This window comes from Modicisalibacter coralii (assembly GCF_004117855.1).
Taxonomy (GTDB): Bacteria; Pseudomonadota; Gammaproteobacteria; order Pseudomonadales; family Halomonadaceae; genus Modicisalibacter; species Modicisalibacter coralii.
In genome coordinates this window covers 293,867-310,590 of sequence record NZ_QWBW01000006.1, presented here as the reverse complement: position 1 = coordinate 310,590, position 16,724 = coordinate 293,867, and the positions used below count along the sequence as shown (strand labels likewise).

The following is a 16,724-nucleotide window of genomic DNA, read 5'->3' as shown; positions in this document are numbered from 1 at the left end:
GCGATGCACGATAGTGAAAACCGGGCCGACTCGGGCCGTGCGCGGGAAGGTGACATGGAATTCAAGGACTACTATCGGGTTCTGGGCGTCGAGCGCGACGCCTCGCAGGACGACATCAAGCGCGCCTATCGCAGAATGGCGCGCAAGTATCACCCGGATGTCAGCCAGGAGGCCGACGCCAGCGAGCGCTTCAAGGAGGTGGGCGAAGCCTACGAAGTGCTCAAGGACCCCGAGAAGCGGGCGGCCTACGATCAGCTCGGCCGGCAGTGGCAGCCGGGCGAGGAGTTCCGCCCGCCACCGGACTGGGATGCCGGCTTCGCCTTCTCGGGCGGTGGTTTCACCGAAGGCGACATGGGCGGGTTCAGCGATTTCTTCGAGACCCTGTTCGGTCACGGCTTTTCGCCGGGGGCACGTCGCGGCGGTTTCCACGCCCATGGCGAGGACCGTCACGCGCGCATCGAGATCGATCTCGAGGACAGCTATCGCGGCGCCAGTCATGTCATCACCCTGCGCCTGCCGCAGCACGAGGGACACGGACGGGTGACCTGGCACGAGCGCAAGCTCAACGTCACCATCCCCAAGGGGGTCGCCCCGGGCCAGCATATCCGTCTGGCCGGGCAGGGCGAACCGGGAATGGGCGAGGGCCGGGCCGGCGACCTCTATCTCGAGGTCGTCTTCCGGCCCCACCTGCTCTATCGCCTGGAGGGACGCGACGTGCTGCTCGAGCTGCCGGTGGCGCCCTGGGAAGCGGCGTTGGGCGGGCCGATCAAGGTGCCCACGCCCAAGGGCAGCGTGGAGGTCAAGATCCCCGCCAACGCCACTCACGGCAGCCGGCTGCGCCTCAAGGGCCGCGGCCTGCCGTCGACGACGCCCGGCGATTTCCTGGTCGTGCTGAAGATCGTCCAGCCGAAACTGGAGAGCGAGGCAGATCGTGACGCCTATCGGCGTCTGGCCGAGCACTTCGCCACCTTCAAACCCCGCGCCCGGTTGGGAGGATAAGCGATGAGCGAGTCATCGAGCTTGACCGGCGAGATTCTCGAGGAGCAGACCGCACTGAGCCTGGCCGATCTGAGCCGGGCCTGCGCGGTGCATGCCGAGGCGATCGTCGAGCTGGTCGACGAGGGCATTCTGACGCCCAGCGGCCCCGCGCCCCATCGCTGGCGCTTCAGCGGACGCCATCTGGTCCGCGCCCGCGTGGCCCTGCGCCTGCAGCAGGATCTGGGGGTCAACCTGCCCGGCGCGGCGCTGGCGCTGGAGCTGATGGACGAGATCGAGCAACTGCGCCGGGGCAGTGTTGAACGGCGTGGTTAGGTCGGTTCGGTCTTGTCCGGATATTCACACAGATCCTCGATCACGCAACTGCCACAGCGGGGCTTGCGCGCCACGCAGGTGTAGCGGCCGTGGAGGATCAGCCAGTGATGGGCGTCGCGGCGAAATTCGCGGGGTACATGGCGCAGCAGCTTCTGTTCGACCTCGACGACGTTCTTGCCGGGGGCGATGCGCGTGCGATTCGCGACCCGGAAGATATGCGTATCCACGGCGATGGTCGGCTGACCGAAGGCGGTGTTGAGGATCACGTTGGCGGTCTTGCGACCGACGCCGGGGAGGGCTTCCAGCGCGGTGCGGGTCTGCGGGACCTCGCCGTCGTGCCGGTCGACCAGGAGCCGGCAGGTCTTCATCAGGTTCTCGGCCTTGGTGTTGTACAGGCCGATGGTCTTGATGTAGCCCTTCAGCCCCTCGATCCCCAGGTCGAGGATCGCCTGCGGGGTGTTGGCCACCGGGAACAGTCGGGCGCAGGCCTTGTTGACACCGACGTCGGTGGCCTGGGCGGAGAGCAGCACGGCGACGAGCAGTTCGAACGGCGTCGACCAGTCGAGTTCGGTGGTGGGCTCGGGGGTGTGTTCGCGCAGGCGGGCGAAGATTTCGTGGCGTTTCTGGGCGTTCATGATGTTCCGGGACCGGGAGAGGGGGCGATGCGTTCTTCACGGGCGGCGTCACGCATCGTGCGGGCCTGTTCGCATTGCTCGCGGGCCGCGACGATGGCGGTCTCGTCCCCCTGGCGCTCGGCGTGGGCGAGTTGCGCGCGGGCGCGACGCAGGGCCTGTTCGGCGGCGTTGATCGCCATGCGCCGGCGATGGGCCTGGCCCGCGGCGGCGGGTGCTGCGCCGTCGGCAAGCTGGCGCTCCACCGTTGCCAGACGCTCGCGATACTCGGCGAGTCGCCGCTCGATGTCGCCGGCCCGGGCGTCGTCGGCCTGCCGGTGCTGCCGCTCGAGGCGCTTGATGGCCGCGGTCAGTGTCGCGCGGGTGGTCTTCAGCGTCTGCGCATCGTTGGGCGTGTCACGCTCGGGGGCCGGCCGGGGAGCGGTGGCGTTCGAACGCATCGCCTGGCGGCGTGCGCGGCGCGCTTCGGCCTGTTCGGCGAGGCGACGCTCGCGGGCCGCGTGACGGTGGCGGCCGAGCTCGGCGCGACGCGCCAGGAAGGCATCCTGCGCGCTGGGAGTCGCGGCCGCCAGCCAGTCGGGATGGGGGACGATGTCGATGCAGTCCACCGGGCAGGGCGCCACGCACAGTTCGCAGCCGGTGCATTCGCCCGCGATGACGGTGTGCATGCGCTTGGCGGCACCGAGAATCGCATCCACCGGGCAGGCCTGAATGCACTTGGTGCAACCGATGCACTCTTCCTCGCGGATCACGGCGACCTGCGGCGACTCGGCCGGGCGTTCCAGCGGTGTCGCCGGCTGACCGGTGAGGTCGGCCAGCCGCTGCAGGGTCCGCTCGCCCCCCGGCGGGCACTTGTTGATCGCTTCGCCCTCGGCGATGGCTTCGGCATAGGGGCGACAGCCGGCGTGTCCGCACTTGCCGCACTGGGTCTGCGGCAGCTCGGCATCGATACGCTCGACACTGATGACGGCGGAATCGGGCAACGGCAGGCTCCTCGGTGAAAAGTCGCCATTGTAACCCCGCGTCGACGTCGCTTCGAGGGTGGCGCGGGCCGAGGCGTCAGGCCGTGGCGCCGTCCGCCGCCACGCGACTGGTGTTGCGCCCGCCCTGCTTGGCGGCATACAGCGCCGCATCGGCGGCGGCGATCAGGCGGTTGGTCTGGCAGGGTGCCCGGGGCGAGTAGAGCGCCACGCCGAGGCTGATCGTCACCACACTGGCGATCGGCGAGTCGGCGTGAGGCAGGCCCAGCGCCTCGACGGCATGGCGCAGGGCTTCGGCGGCATGCAGCCCCGACCCCTCGGCGTAGCCGGGGAGAACGATCATGAACTCTTCGCCGCCGGTACGTGCCACCAGTTGGCCGGGTTGGTCGAACTGTCGCTGCATGCACTGGGCGATCGCTACCAGGCAGCGGTCGCCGGCGGGATGGCCGTAGCGGTCGTTGTAAGCCTTGAAGTGGTCGATATCCACCATCACCAGCGCTAGCCAGCTGCGGGTGCGTGCGGCGTGGTCGAGGGCCTGGTCCAGATGGTCGTTGAACAGGCGCCGGTTGGCCAGCCCGGTCAGCGGATCGTGCTGGGACAGGGCGACCAGCGACGAGGTCTGGCGTTGCTGGTGGTCGAGCAGGTGGCGAAATTCGCGCGACAGGATGCCGATCTCGTCGTCGCGCGTTTGCGCGATGAACGATATCTCGCGACTGCCATCGAGGCGGGCCTGCTGGGCGAAGATGGCCAGCCGGCGCAGGGGGGCGAGAACCATGGTCTCCAGCAGGACCAGCACCACGACGAGAACCACCACCAGCAGGCCCAGGGTCCAGTAGAGCGCGAAACGAAAGGTCTCGAGGCTGGCCCGGAAACTTTCGCGGGGCAGGCGTGCCCGCAGTTCCAGGTCGAAGGGCCCGGGATCGGCCTCGAGGCGGCGTGTCGCCAGCATGGTCTGGGTGTCCGGGCGCGACAGGGTGGAACCGAGACGATGCGGGCCGAGTGACGAGACCACGGTGAGCGACAGGTCGACTCCGGTGCTCTGGTTCAACCGGGCGAGCCAGTCATCGTCCATTACCCGGATCATGGCCAGCCAGCCGGCACTGGGGCCGCCGCCGTCACTCTCGAGGATCGGCCACATGCTGACCATGGCCCGCTCGGGCTTGCCGATCAGCCAGGTGGCGCGGGAATCGCCGAACCCTTCCCGGGCCCGGCGGCGTACCGAGTCGACGAGCGGGGCGGCCCAGCGGCACGCGCCGTCGAGTCGGTAGCAAAGATGATAGGCGTCGTCGTCGGGGGCGAGGCCCGCCGCCAGGTAGAGTGACCCGTCCGCATGCAGAAAGACCATCATCCGCAACTCGTCCTCCTCGAAGACCAGGCCGTCGGCGAGATTGCTGTCCAGATAGTCGGGTCTTCGCCCCTGAACGAACTCATAGCTGGCGTCCCAGTACGCCCAGTCCTTGGTCAGCAGGCTGAGATGCTCGAGCTCGTTGTCGATGGCCCGCTGGGCGCGGTCGAGTTCGGCGCCAGCGTATTGGCTTTCCTTGTCGAGCAGCGCCGGTACCACCAGCAGCTTGGCGATCACGGCCAGTGCCATCACCGCCAGCAGCAGCACGCCCCCGAGTGCCAGGAAGAAACGGTAGCGCAGTGAGGACAGCCTTCGGGACATGGTGGATCATCGTCGAGGAATGGGCCGAGTTTTGTAAGAGATTTCCTACAAACTCACTATCCCTATCGGCGACCGAGCGGGGAAGTTGAGGCGCGCTGGGAGGCGGAAAGGCAAACAAGCGTGACAAGACGCCGTGCCCGACCGAACGATGATGCGTGACGGCAGCCGGTGGCGAGACCGCCACCGGCCGGCGGGCGGTCGCCCGTCAGGTCACGCGCTGGCCGGGTTCGGCGCCGCTGTGCGGTTCGAGCAGGTAGATGCCGTTGTCGTCGCCGGCGGCGAGCACCATGCCTTCGGAGACGCCGAAGCGCATCTTGCGCGGTGCCAGGTTGGCGACCATCACCGTGAGGTGGCCTTCCAGGGCCTCCGGGGCGTAGGCGGAGCGGATGCCGGAGAACACCGTCCGTGTCTCGCCGCCCAGATCCAGGGTCAGCTTGAGCAGCTTGTCGGCGCCCTCGACGTATTCCGCCTTGGCGATGCGCACGATGCGCAGGTCGACCTTGGCGAAGTCGTCGAAGCCGATCTCGTCGGCGATGGGGTTGTCGGCCAGCGGCCCCTTGGGGGTTTCCTTGAGTTGCTTCTCCACCGCCAGATCCTCCTTCGAGGCCTCGATCATCTGATCGATCCTGTCGCGTTCGATGCGCGTCATCAACGGCTTGAACTTGTTGATGGCGTGATCCTCGAGCAGCGTGTGGCGGCTCTCCCAGTCGAGGCCGTCGAGGTTGAGGAAGGCCCGGGCATCCTCGGCCATGGCCGGAACCACCGGGGCGAGATAGACCATCAGCTGGCGGAACAGGTTGATGCCCACCGAACAGATGTCGAGGACCTCCTGCTCGCGCCCTTCCTGCTTGGCCAGTACCCAGGGCTCGGCCTCGGCGATGTAGGTATTGGCCTCGTCGGCGATCTCCATGATCAGGCGCATGGCACGGCCGAACTCGCGGTCGTCGTAGTGTCCGGCGATCTCGTCGCCGGCGTCGATGGCGCGTTGCAGCAGTTGCGGCTGGGTGCAGGTGGCGGAGAGCCGCCCGCCGCCGAGCTTCTTGACGAAGCCGGCACAGCGGCTGGCGATGTTGACCACCTTGCCGACCAGGTCGGCATTCACGCGGTAGGCGAAATCGTCGAGGTTGAGGTCCAGGTCGTCGACACCGGCGGTCAGCTTGGCGGCGAAGTAGTAGCGCAGATACTCGGGATTCAGGTGTTCGGCGTAGGTAGCGGCCTTGATGAAGGTGCCGCGCGACTTGGACATCTTCGCCCCGTTGACGGTGACGAAGCCGTGGCAGTTCACCGCGGTCGGCGTGCGCATGCCGGCGCCGTGCAGCATGGCCGGCCAGAACAGCGCGTGGAAGTAGACGATGTCCTTGCCGATGAAGTGATAGACCTCGGCGTCGGCGTCTTCGCGCCAGTAGGCGTCGAAGTCCAGTCCCTCGCGCTCGCACAGGTTCTTGAAGCTGGCCAGGTAGCCGATGGGCGCGTCCAGCCAGACGTAGAAGTACTTGCCCGGGGCGTCGGGGATCTCGAAACCGAAGTAGGGCGCGTCGCGGGAGATGTCCCACTCGTTGAAGCCGGACTCGAACCACTCCATCAGCTTGTTGCGGATCTGCGGCTGGACGTGGTCGTCGTTGATCCAGCCCTGCAGGAAGGCCGCGAAGTCGGGCAGCTTGAAGAAGTAGTGGGTAGAGCTGCGCACCTCGGGCGTGGCGCCGCTGATCGCCGAGACCGGATCGATCAGCTCCGCCGGGGTGTAGGTGGCGCCGCACGCTTCGCAGTTGTCGCCGTACTGATCCGGCGTCCGGCACTTCGGACAGGTGCCCTTGATGAAGCGATCGGCGAGGAACAACCCCTTGACCGGGTCGTACATCTGCTCGATGTCGCGGGTCGCGATATGGCCCCGATCGCGCAGCCGGGTGTAGATCAGCTCGCTGAAGTGGCGGTTTTCCTCGGAATGGGTCGAGTGATAGTTGTCGAAGGCGACCCCGAAGCGCGCGAAGTCGGCCTGATGCTCCTCGCTGACACGGTCGATCAGCGCCTGGGAGGTGATGCCTTCCTGTTCGGCACGCAGCATGATGGCGGTGCCGTGGGCGTCGTCGGCGCAGACGTAGTGGCACTGGTGGCCGCGGCTCTTCTGGAAGCGCACCCAGATATCGGTCTGGATGTATTCCAGCAGATGGCCCAGGTGAATGGCGCCATTGGCGTAGGGCAGGGCGCTGGTGACCAGGATCTTGCGCTTGGCGTTCGCGGTAGTGGGCATGGCGGCTCTAGTAGCTGATTCGCAAGGACATGAGCGTCGCTGTGGACGAAAGGCACGATTGTAGCCCGCTTGCTCGTCGGCTGCATCCGGGAGGCGGCCGGACCGCCCCCCGGATACGCTCAGCTCAGCCGTTGCATGTAGTCCACGTAGCCGAAGGTCCTGACCGTGCGCACCTCGCGGCTCGTCTCGTCGACCCGGCAGATCGACGGCAGGCGGATGCCGTTGAAGGTGGTGGTCTTGACCATGGTGTAGTGGGCCATGTCGGTGAACACCAGGCGGTCGCCGATGGCCAGCGGCGCGTCGAAGGCGTAGTCGCCGATCACGTCGCCGGCCAGGCAGGTGGTGCCGCCCAGGCGGTAGGTGTGGGCCTTTTCGCCGGGCATGGCGGCGCCGATGATCTCAGGCCGGTAGGGCATTTCCAGCACATCCGGCATGTGCGCGGTGGCGGAGGTATCGAGGATCACGTTGGGAACGTCGTCGTCGATGATGTCCAGCACGCTGCACACCAGAAAGCCGGTGTTCAGGGCGATCGCCTCGCCGGGCTCGAGATAGACCTCGAGATGCGGATGGCGCGCCTTGAAGTCGCGGATCAGCCGCACCAGCCGCGCCACGTCGTAGTCGGCACGGGTGATGTGGTGCCCGCCGCCGAAGTTGACCCAGCGCAGGTCGGCCAGATACGGCCCGAACCTGGCCTCGAAGGCCGCCAGCGTCGCCTCGAGGGCGTCGCTGTTCTGTTCACACAGGGTGTGGAAGTGAAGCCCCTCCAGCCCGTCGAGGTCGCCGGGGCCGAGGTTCGCCGCGCGGGTGCCCAGCCGCGAGCCCGGCGCACAGGGATCATAGAGCGCCACCTTGCCGGTGGAATGCTCGGGATTGACCCGCAGCCCGCAGGAGACCCGGCGCGGCGCCGCCGCGACGGTGTCGCGAAAGCGCTGCCATTGGCCCGGCGAGTTGAAGCTCAGGTGGTCGGCGTAGCGCAGTACCACGTCCATCTCCGGTGCGGTGAACGCCGGCGAATAGACGTGGACCTCGCCGCCGAAGGTCTCGGCGCCGAGGCGGGCCTCGTCCTGGCCGCTGGCGGTGGTGCCCACCAGGTACTCACGGACCAGCGGGAAGGCGTCCCACAGGGCGAAGCCCTTCAGCGCCAGCAGGATCTTCGCGCCGCTGTCCGCCTGCACCTGGCCCAGCCGCTCCAGGTTGCGGCGCAGCAGGGCGTCGTCGACCACGTAGGCCGGCGAGGGGCAGGCCTGAATGTCGAACGGGATGTCGTGATTCGCCATCGTCGATCAGGCCAGCGGGTCGGCGTCGGGATCGAGCTCGACCACCTGCCACGGCAGGCCCATGTCGCCGATGCGCGCCATGAACGGGTCCGGATCGAGCTGCTCGACGTTGAACACGCCGTCGCCCTTCCACAGCCCTTCGAGCATCAGCATGGCGCCGGTCACCGCCGGCACCCCTGTGGTGTAGGAGATCGCCTGGGACTTGACCTCCTGGTAGCACTGCTGGTGGTCGCAGATGTTGTAGATGTGCACCTTGCGGCGCTTGCCGTCCTTGATGCCGTCGACGATCACGCCGATGTTGGTCTTGCCCTTGGTGCGCGGGCCGAGCGAGGCCGGGTCGGGCAGCACCGCCTTGAGGAATTCCAGCGGGGCGATCTCGCAGCCGTTCACGGTGATCGGCTCGATGCTCGTCATGCCGACGTTCTCGAGCACCTTGAGGTGGGTGATGTACTTCTCGGAGAAGGTCATCCAGAAACGAATCCGCTCCAGCCCCTTGATGTTCTGGGACAGCGATTCGAGCTCCTCGTGGTAGAGCAGGTAGATGTCCTTCTCGCCGATGCCGTCGAAATCGAACCGGCGCGACTCGGCCAGCGGCTCGGTCACCTTCCACTCGCCCTTCTCCCAGTAGCGACCGTTCGCGGTGATCTCGCGAATGTTGATCTCCGGGTTGAAGTTGGTGGCGAACGGGTAACCGTGGTCACCGCCGTTGGCATCGAGGATGTCGATGGTACGGATCTCGTCGAACAGGTTCTTCTGCGCGTAGGCGCAGTAGATGTTGGTCATGCCCGGGTCGAAACCGCAGCCCAGGGTGGCCATGTTGCCGGCGCCCTTGTAGCGCTCCTGGTAGGCCCACTGTTCCTTGTACTCGAACTTGGCCTCGTCCGGATGCTCGTAGTTGGCGGTGTCCAGGTAGGGCACGCCGGTACGCAGGCAGGCCTCCATGATGGTCAGGTCCTGATAGGGCAGGGCCACGTGAATCAGCACGTCGGGTTCGAACGACTCGATCAGCGCCACCAGCGCCTCGACGTCGTCGGCGTCGACCCGGGCGGTCTGGATGGGGCGATCCAGCTGGTCGGCGATCGCCTTGCATTTCGCCTCGTTGCGGCTCGCCAGGCAGATCTCGCTGAACACCTCGGGGTGCTGCGCGCACTTGTGGGTCACGACACCGCCGACGCCGCCGGCACCAATAATCAGGACTTTGCTCATGAGTTCGCTTCCAGATCGGGTAAAGTCAACAGTGAAGGTCTTATCGGTAGTGGGCAACTCACCTGTCATGCAGATGCAGCGCACCCCGACCCGATGCCACCCCGGTCTCGATCCCTCGGCCGTTCAAGCATGCCGAGAGGGCGCCGATAATGGCCTCGTCCGGGGCCGCTCTCAAGTATTTTTCACCGCCAATATGAAACGGCGTTGACGCCAACCCTAGCACAGGCGTTGCCGGCGGGTACCCGTGCGGGCGGCCTGGATCGGCGGGGCGGTCGATACGGGGCGTGCCGTGAATCGCTTGGGTCGGATGACGTGGCGGTTTACCCTTCTTCGCAAACCCTGGAGCGATCGAACCGCGTGGAACGACTGGGCTTCGTCCTGACCCGCCATTGGCGCGACACCCCCGACGGCATCGAGGTCGATCTCTGGCTGGCGACCGACGCCGGGGCGCAGCGTCTGCGTCTGCCCGGACAGACGGCGGTGGCGTTCGTGCCGGCCGCGCAGCGCCGCCGCGTCGAGCGGATGGTCAACGGCGAGCCGGGCGTCGAACTGCGGGCGCTGGACCTTCGCGACTTCCATCGGCGCCCGGTCGTGGGGCTCTATTGCCGTCAGTATCGTCAGTTGCTGGGCCTGGAGCGCCGGCTGCGGGAGGCGGGCGTCAGCGTCTACGAGGCCGATGTCCGGCCGCCGGATCGCTATCTGATGGAGCGCTTCGTCACCGCGCCGGTGGCCTTCGCGGACCACGGCGCGGCGAGCGGGACGCAACTCAGGCCCGCCCCGGACTATCGACCGCGGCTGCGTTGGGTGTCGCTGGATATCGAGACCAGCGAGCGCGGCGAGCTGTACTCCATCGCCCTGGAGGGCTGCGGCGAGCGTCAGGTCTATATGCTCGGACCCGCGAACGGGCCGGGCGACGCCGGCGGCGGGTTTTCGCTGGACTACCGCGACAGCCGGGCGGAACTGCTCGAGGCGCTCGATGCCTGGCTGGCGCGCCACGATCCGGACGTCATCATCGGCTGGAACCTGGTGCAGTTCGATCTGCGCGTGCTGCAACGCCATGCCGAGGCGCTGGGCACGCCACTGCGATTCGGGCGGGGCGGCGAGGCGCTGGAATGGCGCGCCCACGGCCACAAGCCGGGGTACTTCTTCGCCTCGGCGGCGGGGCGGCTGATCGTCGACGGCATCGAGGCGCTGCGCTCGGCGACCTGGCACTTCGATTCCTTCAGCCTGGAACACGTCGCCCAGACCCTGCTGGGCGAGGGCAAGGCGATCGACAACCCCTATCAGCGCATGGCCGACATCAAGCGCATGTTCGCCGAGGACAAGCCGGCCCTGGCGCGCTACAACCTCAAGGACTGCGAGCTGGTCACGCGGATCTTCGCGCACACCCGGCTGATCGACTTCCTGCTCGAACGCGCCGCCGTCAACGGCCTGCCCGCCTATCGCAGCGGCGGCTCGGTGGCGGCCTTCTCGCATCTCTATTTGCCGCAGATGCACCGGCTGGGCTTCGTCGCCCCCAACCTGGGTGACACCCGGGGCGAGGCCAGCCCCGGCGGCTACGTGATGGATTCGCGTCCCGGGCTCTACGACTCGGTGCTGGTACTCGACTTCAAGAGCCTCTACCCGTCGATCATCCGCAGCTTTCTGATCGATCCGGTGGGGCTGGTCGAGGGCCTGCACCAGCCGGACGAGGCCCACTCGGTGGCGGGCTTTCTCGGGGCGCGCTTCTCGCGCACGCGTCACGCCCTGCCGGCGATCGTCGAGCGGGTCTGGCAGGGTCGCGAGGCCGCCAAGCGCGACGGCAATGCACCGCTCGCCCAGGCGCTGAAGATCATCATGAACGCCTTCTACGGCGTGCTGGGCTCCCGGGGCTGCCGTTTCTTCGACCCGCGCCTGGCGTCGTCGATCACGCTGCGCGGCCACGCCATCATGAAGCGCACCCGTGAATTGATCGAGGCGCAGGGATATACCGTCATCTACGGCGATACCGACTCGCTGTTCGTGTGGCTGGGGCGAGCCCACGAGGAGACCGAGGCGGCGTGGATCGGACGAGACCTGGTGGAGCACGTCAACGCCTGGTGGCGCGAGCGGCTGCGCGAGGACCACGCACTGGAGAGCGCCCTGGAGCTGCAGTTCGAGACCCACTACCGGCGGTTCCTGATGCCCACCATCCGCGGCGCCGAGGCGGGCAGCAAGAAGCGCTACGCCGGGCTGATCCGTGAGGCCGATGGCAGTGAACGAGTGGCGTTCAAGGGCATGGAGACGGTGCGTACCGACTGGACGCCGCTGGCCAAGGTCTTCCAGCAGGAACTCTACCGGCGCGTGTTCCTCGGCGAGCCGTATCGCGACTTCGTGCGTGACTACGTCGATCGCACCCTGGCCGGCGAATTCGACGAGCGACTGGTGTATCGCAAGCGACTGCGGCGACGCCTCGACGACTATCAGCGCAACGTGCCGCCCCATGTGCGTGCCGCGCGCCTGGCCGACGCCTTCAACGATCGGCTGGGTCGACCGCGCCAGTATCAGAGCGGCGGCTGGATCCGCTATCTGATCACCATTGCCGGCCCGGAGCCGCTGGAGGCGCATCGTTCGCCGGTTGACTACCAGCACTATCTGTATCGTCAGCTCCAGCCCATCGCCGACGCCATCCTGCCGTTCGTCGGCGACGATTTCGCGGCGCTCGTCGACCGGCAGATGGGGCTGTTTTGAGCGGTTGCAAAAAACATGGCCCCGCCGAAGCGGGGCCCGATTCTGTCGTCGGCGCGCTTGCCGACGCAGCCTGTTGCGTGGGTCGAGACGTTCAGACCGAGGCGCGCTCGCGCAGCGGTTCCTCGAGCGACTCGGTCGTGGCCTCTTCCAGGCGTTTGACCCGTGAGCCATCGGATTCGCTGGAGCCGATGGCAATGCGCCGTGGCTTCTCGGCCTCCGGGATCTCGCGGCGCAGGTCGATGGTCAGCAGGCCGTTTTCCAGGTGCGCGCCCTGCACCTCGATATGGTCCTCCAGCCGATAGGTCAGCTTGAAGGAGCGCTGGGCAATGCCCTGATGCATGTAGCGGACCTTGGTATCGTCCTGGCTGGCCTGCGGCTTGGCGCCGGAGACCGTCAGCACGCCGCCTTCGAGCTGGATGTCGAGATCCTGCTCGCTGAAGCCGGCCACCGCCAGCACGATGCGGTAGTCGTTGTCGCCGTGCTTCTCGACGTTGTACGGCGGGAAGCCGGTACTGGCGTTGCCGTCGAAGGCGCGTTCGAACAGGTCGTTGAAACGGTCGAAACCGATCGAATGGCGGAAGAGCGGTTCCAGAGAAAATGCGCTACTCATGGTCGTCACCTCCTACTCGTTAGCGAAGTTCGGCCTTCCCGACGTGGAACCCGCTTGGCGGCATCCCTGGGGAAGGCATTGCCGCTTGGCAATTCATGAAGTAGGGGCGGGTGCAACCGTTTCAAGTCGCCTTTTTGTAAAAAAATGTAACCATCATTGAGTGTGGCGATAGACGCCGAAGTGGCGCAGTCCGCGGTCCGCGAGGTGCATGGCCTGCATGCGACTCATTACACCCTGGGCGCAGTAGAGCAGGTAGCGGCGATCGGCCGGCAGCGTCGGCGCGCGCTCGGCCAGTTCGAAGAAGGGGATCGCCAGCGGTTCGCCGTGGGGCAGTTCCAGGGGAGCGGCGTCGCGCTCGTCGGGATGGCGAATGTCGATCACCGTGGCGTCGTCGGCCGCGATCAGCGCCCGGGGCGAGTCGATCTCGACGATCTCGGGCAGCGCGGTGCGACTCGTCGCCAGCCGGTCGCTGCGGGTCAGGGTAGCCGCCTCGACCGCGGCGTCGAGCACCGCGAGATCGAAATCGGCCTCGCCGCGTTCGACCTGATCGGCACGCGGCTTGACGTTGGGGCGCCGGGACATCGCACCGCAGTATTCCGGCAACCCCTCGGCGATCTCGGCGGTACCGATGTGCCGGGCCTCGGCGATGATCGTCTGCTTGTCGCTGGCGATCAGCGGGCGCAGGATCGGCCGCTCGCTGACGGCGTCGATCAGCCCCAGGTTGACGAGGCTCTGGCTCGAGACCTGCGCCAGGGCGTCGCCGGTGATCAGCGCCGGGATGCCCGCGCGCTGGGCCACGCGGTTGGCGGCGCGCAGCATCATGCGCTTGAGCACCACGCCGGCCACGCCGTCGGGCACCCGGCGCTGGATCTCGTCGACCACGGCGTCGAAGGGCACGCTGATGAAATTGACGCGGTGCGAGGCGCCGTAGCGTCGCCACAGGCGATGCACGGCCTCGCTTACCGCCCGTTCGTGGGCCGGCCCGCCCAGGTTGAAGAACACGAAGTGGACCTTGAGACCGCGGCGCAGCAGGCGCCAGGCGGCGACCGGCGAATCGTAGCCGCCGGAGATCAGCGCCAGCGCCTGACCCTGGGTTCCCGTCGGATAGCCGCCGAGCCCGGGCAGGCGGCGAGTGACCAGGCGCAACTGGCGGTCGGTGAGTTCGACGCGCACGTCGACCTCGGGGCGCTCGAGATCCACCGAAGCGCTCTCGGCGGCGGCGAGCAGCGCGCCGCCCAGACGGCGTTCGAGATCCTCGGAGGTGAAGTCGTGTCGGCCACGGCGCTTGACGCTGACCCGGAAGCGCTTGCCGGCCAGCGCGTCGCGCCACAGCGCGACCAGGCGCTCGGCGGCCGCGTCGCCGGTGGTGAACGGGTGCGATTCGACCACCTGCACCTCGTGGATGCCGGAAATGCGGGTCAAGGCGCTTTCCAGCGTCTCCCGGGTGGCATCGTCGAGGGCCTCGCGGGGGCGTACCTCGAGGGCATCCCAGCAATCGGGGACGCGCACCTCGATGCCGTGGCGGGCCAGGGCGTTGCGGATGTTGTTGCGCAGGCTGCGCACCATCTCGCGACGGACCGAGCGCGACTTGATGACGATTTCCGGAAACAGCTTGACCCGATAGCGCATGGAGGTGTCGGTGGCGGTCAGGATGGGCGGTACAGGGTAACAAGCCGCCGGCCGCGGCTCCACCGCGCGGCTTTCGCCATCCCGGCGTGGCGCTTAGGCTGAGTGGACGATGATCATCGCAGGGAGGCGTCATGGATCCGATCTTCTTCGACGGCGGGGCGGCGTTGTGGCGCGTCGCGCTGTCCAGCGTGCTGGCCTACATCGGTCTGGTGGCGATGCTGCGCGTATCGGGGCGGCGCACGCTGTCGAAGATGAATGCCTTCGACCTGGTGGTCACCGTGGCGCTGGGCTCGATTCTCGCCTCGATCGTGTTGAGTCGCGACGTGACTCTGGCTCAGGGCGGGTTGGCCCTGGCGCTGCTGATCGGCATGCAGTATCTGGTGACCTGGAGCAGCGTGCGCCTGCCGTGGGTGCGTCGGCTGGTGACCGGCGAGCCGGCCCTGCTGCTGCATCGCGGCGAGCTGCTGCCCCGCGCGCTGCGCGTTGCCAGGGTGACGCCGGCGGAGATCCGCGCGGCGGTACGCTCCGCCGGTCTGGCCTCGCTGGACGAGGTCGAGGCGGTGGTCCTCGAGACCGACGGCGAGCTGAGCGTGGTCGGCCGCGTCGAGGGTGACGAGGCGTCGAGCCTGGCCGACGTGACGCGTCCCGGTCGGCGCGCCGATCGCGCCCGCCGAGCGCCGTGAACGACCCGGGCACGCGGGATGAGGCGCGATGGCGGGCGGCGAGTCCCGAATGGTCGCGTGCCCCGGCGCGGGGTAGACTGCTCGGCTAAGGAAATGCTGAATAAATCGACGAGCGGGATGAAGCGCGAGGCGCATGGAACGCAGAAAACGAGACATAACATGAAGTTAGGCGAGTTTTCGACCGGGCTGGCGCCCCAGTACCATGCAACGAAGCGATTCGTTGGGGACGCCGAGTCCGCGCAGGCATTTATGCAGCGTTTCCCTAATCATGGCCAGGGGCGAAGACGATGATCGGACGCGGGTATCGGGGAATCGTGCTGGGGATCTTCGTCGGCGTATCCGCGTGGCTCGCCGTCGCGCCGAGCGACCGCGCCGACTGGGCGCTGGAAAACGTCCTGGTCGTGCTCTTCGTGATGCTGCTGGGGCTGTCCTGGCGGCGTTTTCCGTTATCGCGGGTTTCCTACACGCTGATCGCGGTGTTCCTGATCCTTCACGAGATCGGCGCCCACTACACCTACTCGAACGTGCCCTATGACGCCTGGTGCCGGCAGTGGCTGGGATTCAGCCTCGACCAGGCGCTGGGCTGGCGGCGCAACAACTTCGACCGTGTCGTTCACTTCGCCTACGGCCTGCTGCTGACCTATCCGATCCGCGAGTTCTACTTTCGCGTGGCGGATTCCCGTGGAGTGTGGGGCTATCTCCTCCCGCTGCAGTTGGTGATGGCCACCTCGATGCTCTACGAGCTGTTCGAATGGGGGGCCGCCGAGTGGTTCGGCGGCGATCTCGGCATGGCCTATCTGGGCACGCAGGGCGATATGTGGGACGCCCAGAAGGACATGGCGCTGGCCAGCCTGGGGGCGCTGGTCGCCATGCTGATCACGCTGGGCATCAATCTGGCGACCCAGCGTGACTTTCATCGCGAGTGGCGCCGCAGTCTCGCCGTCAAGTATCCCGAGCCGCTCGGCGAAGAGGCGATCCGGCGCCGCCTGTCCGGGCAGTGACGATGCGGCTCACAAACCCACTTGCTGGAGGAAGTGCGGCAGGGCGACCGGATCGAGCAGCAGGATGATCGCCACGCCGCCGATGGCACCCCCGAGATGCGCCTCGTGGGCGAGCCCCCCGGCCTGGCCGGGGCCCCGATGGCTCATCGCGTACATCGAGACGGCGACGAAGCCGATGGCGAAGAGAATGGCGGGGATCGGGATGGCGAAGAAGAGGTACAGCATCCGGAACGGCTCGTAGACGCAGAAGGCGAACACGATGCCGGTGATCGCCCCGGAAGCGCCCACCGCGGAGTAGCGGCGGTTGGTGCGCTGAATGATCAGCGCCAGCCCCTGGGCGGCGAGGTCGGCGCCGAGGTACAGGATCAGGTAGCGCAGCGGACCCAGGTACAGTTCGAGCCAGGGGCCGAAGAAGTACAGCGTCAGCATGTTGACCAGCAGGTGCGCGCCATGGACGTGCAGGAAGCCGGCGGTCAGCAGCCGGTAGAGTTCGCCGTGGCGCAGGATGCGCTCGGGCTTGAAGGCCAGCTTGTCGAGCCACCCGGGCCGGCGGTGCAGCACGTAGAGGCTCGCCACCACGTTGATGACGATCAGCACCAGGGTGACCGGGGTACGGGTCAGGTCGATCATGGAATCTCCATTCGAGTCGATGTTGCCCCGACGATACCCGCCGGTGCGCTCCTGGCAAGCGTGTCATGCCGGGGAGCGGTCAGTGGCGCCCGTCATGCAACATCCCGGGCTCGTGTCGGTCGTATAGGATACGACGCCCGAG

The 16,724-nt window shown here is 67.3% G+C and carries 14 protein-coding genes; 5 read left to right on the top strand and 9 right to left on the bottom strand.

The window, feature by feature from the left end; all coding sequences use genetic code 11:
* Positions 1–54: 54 nt before the first annotated feature.
* On the top strand, positions 55–999 hold the full coding sequence (locus D0901_RS01985) for a DnaJ C-terminal domain-containing protein (RefSeq protein ID WP_129138608.1): 945 nt from the start codon (positions 55–57) through the stop codon (positions 997–999).
* Between the two features lie 3 nt (positions 1,000–1,002).
* Positions 1,003–1,311 (top strand): chaperone modulator CbpM, encoded by a 309-nt coding sequence (locus tag D0901_RS01980; protein WP_129138607.1) that lies wholly within the window; start codon positions 1,003–1,005, stop codon positions 1,309–1,311.
* Here the strand turns inward: D0901_RS01980 and nth are convergent.
* The 6 genes from nth to D0901_RS01950 form a co-directional block, all read right to left on the bottom strand.
* Positions 1,308–1,946, bottom strand: a complete 639-nt coding sequence (gene nth / locus D0901_RS01975; RefSeq protein ID WP_129138606.1) for an endonuclease III — start codon at positions 1,944–1,946, stop codon at positions 1,308–1,310. The genes D0901_RS01980 and nth overlap by 4 nt on opposite strands.
* Positions 1,943–2,926 (bottom strand): RnfABCDGE type electron transport complex subunit B, encoded by a 984-nt coding sequence (locus tag D0901_RS01970; RefSeq protein WP_233440322.1) that lies wholly within the window; start codon positions 2,924–2,926, stop codon positions 1,943–1,945. Before D0901_RS01970 ends, nth begins: the two co-directional genes overlap by 4 nt.
* Positions 2,927–3,002: 76 nt before the next feature.
* On the bottom strand, positions 3,003–4,589 hold the full coding sequence (locus tag D0901_RS01965; protein ID WP_129138604.1) for a GGDEF domain-containing protein: 1,587 nt from the start codon (positions 4,587–4,589) through the stop codon (positions 3,003–3,005).
* A 205-nt stretch (positions 4,590–4,794) separates the two neighbouring features.
* A complete protein-coding gene (metG, locus tag D0901_RS01960; RefSeq protein ID WP_129138603.1) occupies positions 4,795–6,837 on the bottom strand; it encodes a methionine--tRNA ligase in 2,043 nt (680 codons plus the stop codon).
* A 119-nt stretch (positions 6,838–6,956) separates the two neighbouring features.
* Positions 6,957–8,114 (bottom strand): carboxynorspermidine decarboxylase, encoded by a 1,158-nt coding sequence (gene nspC / locus D0901_RS01955; RefSeq protein ID WP_129138602.1) that lies wholly within the window; start codon positions 8,112–8,114, stop codon positions 6,957–6,959.
* 6 nt (positions 8,115–8,120) lie between these two features.
* Entirely contained in the window at positions 8,121–9,320 is a 1,200-nt protein-coding gene (locus D0901_RS01950; RefSeq protein WP_129138601.1) for a saccharopine dehydrogenase family protein, read from the bottom strand.
* A 357-nt stretch (positions 9,321–9,677) separates the two neighbouring features.
* Here D0901_RS01950 and D0901_RS01945 point away from each other — a divergent pair, with 357 nt between their 5' ends.
* Positions 9,678–12,029 carry a DNA polymerase II gene (locus D0901_RS01945; protein ID WP_129138600.1) on the top strand — a complete coding sequence of 784 codons (2,352 nt, stop codon included), beginning with the start codon at positions 9,678–9,680 and terminating at the stop codon, positions 12,027–12,029.
* 91 nt (positions 12,030–12,120) lie between these two features.
* On the opposite strand, the gene D0901_RS01940 is transcribed toward D0901_RS01945, so the two are convergent.
* Positions 12,121–12,639, bottom strand: a complete 519-nt coding sequence (locus D0901_RS01940) for an Hsp20 family protein (RefSeq protein ID WP_129138599.1) — start codon at positions 12,637–12,639, stop codon at positions 12,121–12,123.
* A gap of 153 nt (positions 12,640–12,792) precedes the next feature.
* Positions 12,793–14,268, bottom strand: coding sequence for a tRNA uracil 4-sulfurtransferase ThiI (gene thiI / locus D0901_RS01935; RefSeq protein WP_129138598.1), 1,476 nt, complete (start codon positions 14,266–14,268; stop codon positions 12,793–12,795).
* 131 nt (positions 14,269–14,399) lie between these two features.
* Here thiI and D0901_RS01930 point away from each other — a divergent pair, with 131 nt between their 5' ends.
* Both D0901_RS01930 and D0901_RS01920 read left to right on the top strand, forming a co-directional pair.
* Positions 14,400–14,951: a DUF421 domain-containing protein gene (locus D0901_RS01930; protein WP_129138597.1), complete on the top strand. Its 552-nt coding sequence runs from the start codon at positions 14,400–14,402 to the stop codon at positions 14,949–14,951.
* Positions 14,952–15,238: 287 nt separating this feature from the next.
* Entirely contained in the window at positions 15,239–15,952 is a 714-nt protein-coding gene (locus D0901_RS01920) for a DUF2238 domain-containing protein (RefSeq protein ID WP_129138595.1), read from the top strand.
* Positions 15,953–15,961: 9 nt separating this feature from the next.
* Here D0901_RS01920 and D0901_RS01915 read toward each other — a convergent pair whose 3' ends face one another.
* Positions 15,962–16,582 carry a rhomboid family intramembrane serine protease gene (locus D0901_RS01915; RefSeq protein ID WP_129138594.1) on the bottom strand — a complete coding sequence of 207 codons (621 nt, stop codon included), beginning with the start codon at positions 16,580–16,582 and terminating at the stop codon, positions 15,962–15,964.
* Positions 16,583–16,724: the final 142 nt, after the last annotated feature.

Coding starts and splice junctions, on each gene's coding strand:
- D0901_RS01985 (WP_129138608.1), top strand. CDS start 55: ATGGAATTCAAGGACTACTATCGGGTTCTGGGCGTCGAGCGCGACGCC.
- D0901_RS01980 (WP_129138607.1), top strand. CDS start 1,003: ATGAGCGAGTCATCGAGCTTGACCGGCGAGATTCTCGAGGAGCAGACC.
- nth (WP_129138606.1), bottom strand. CDS start 1,946: ATGAACGCCCAGAAACGCCACGAAATCTTCGCCCGCCTGCGCGAACAC.
- D0901_RS01965 (WP_129138604.1), bottom strand. CDS start 4,589: ATGTCCCGAAGGCTGTCCTCACTGCGCTACCGTTTCTTCCTGGCACTC.
- metG (WP_129138603.1), bottom strand. CDS start 6,837: ATGCCCACTACCGCGAACGCCAAGCGCAAGATCCTGGTCACCAGCGCC.
- nspC (WP_129138602.1), bottom strand. CDS start 8,114: ATGGCGAATCACGACATCCCGTTCGACATTCAGGCCTGCCCCTCGCCG.
- D0901_RS01950 (WP_129138601.1), bottom strand. CDS start 9,320: ATGAGCAAAGTCCTGATTATTGGTGCCGGCGGCGTCGGCGGTGTCGTG.
- D0901_RS01940 (WP_129138599.1), bottom strand. CDS start 12,639: ATGAGTAGCGCATTTTCTCTGGAACCGCTCTTCCGCCATTCGATCGGT.
- thiI (WP_129138598.1), bottom strand. CDS start 14,268: ATGCGCTATCGGGTCAAGCTGTTTCCGGAAATCGTCATCAAGTCGCGC.
- D0901_RS01930 (WP_129138597.1), top strand. CDS start 14,400: ATGGATCCGATCTTCTTCGACGGCGGGGCGGCGTTGTGGCGCGTCGCG.
- D0901_RS01920 (WP_129138595.1), top strand. CDS start 15,239: ATGATCGGACGCGGGTATCGGGGAATCGTGCTGGGGATCTTCGTCGGC.
- D0901_RS01915 (WP_129138594.1), bottom strand. CDS start 16,582: ATGATCGACCTGACCCGTACCCCGGTCACCCTGGTGCTGATCGTCATC.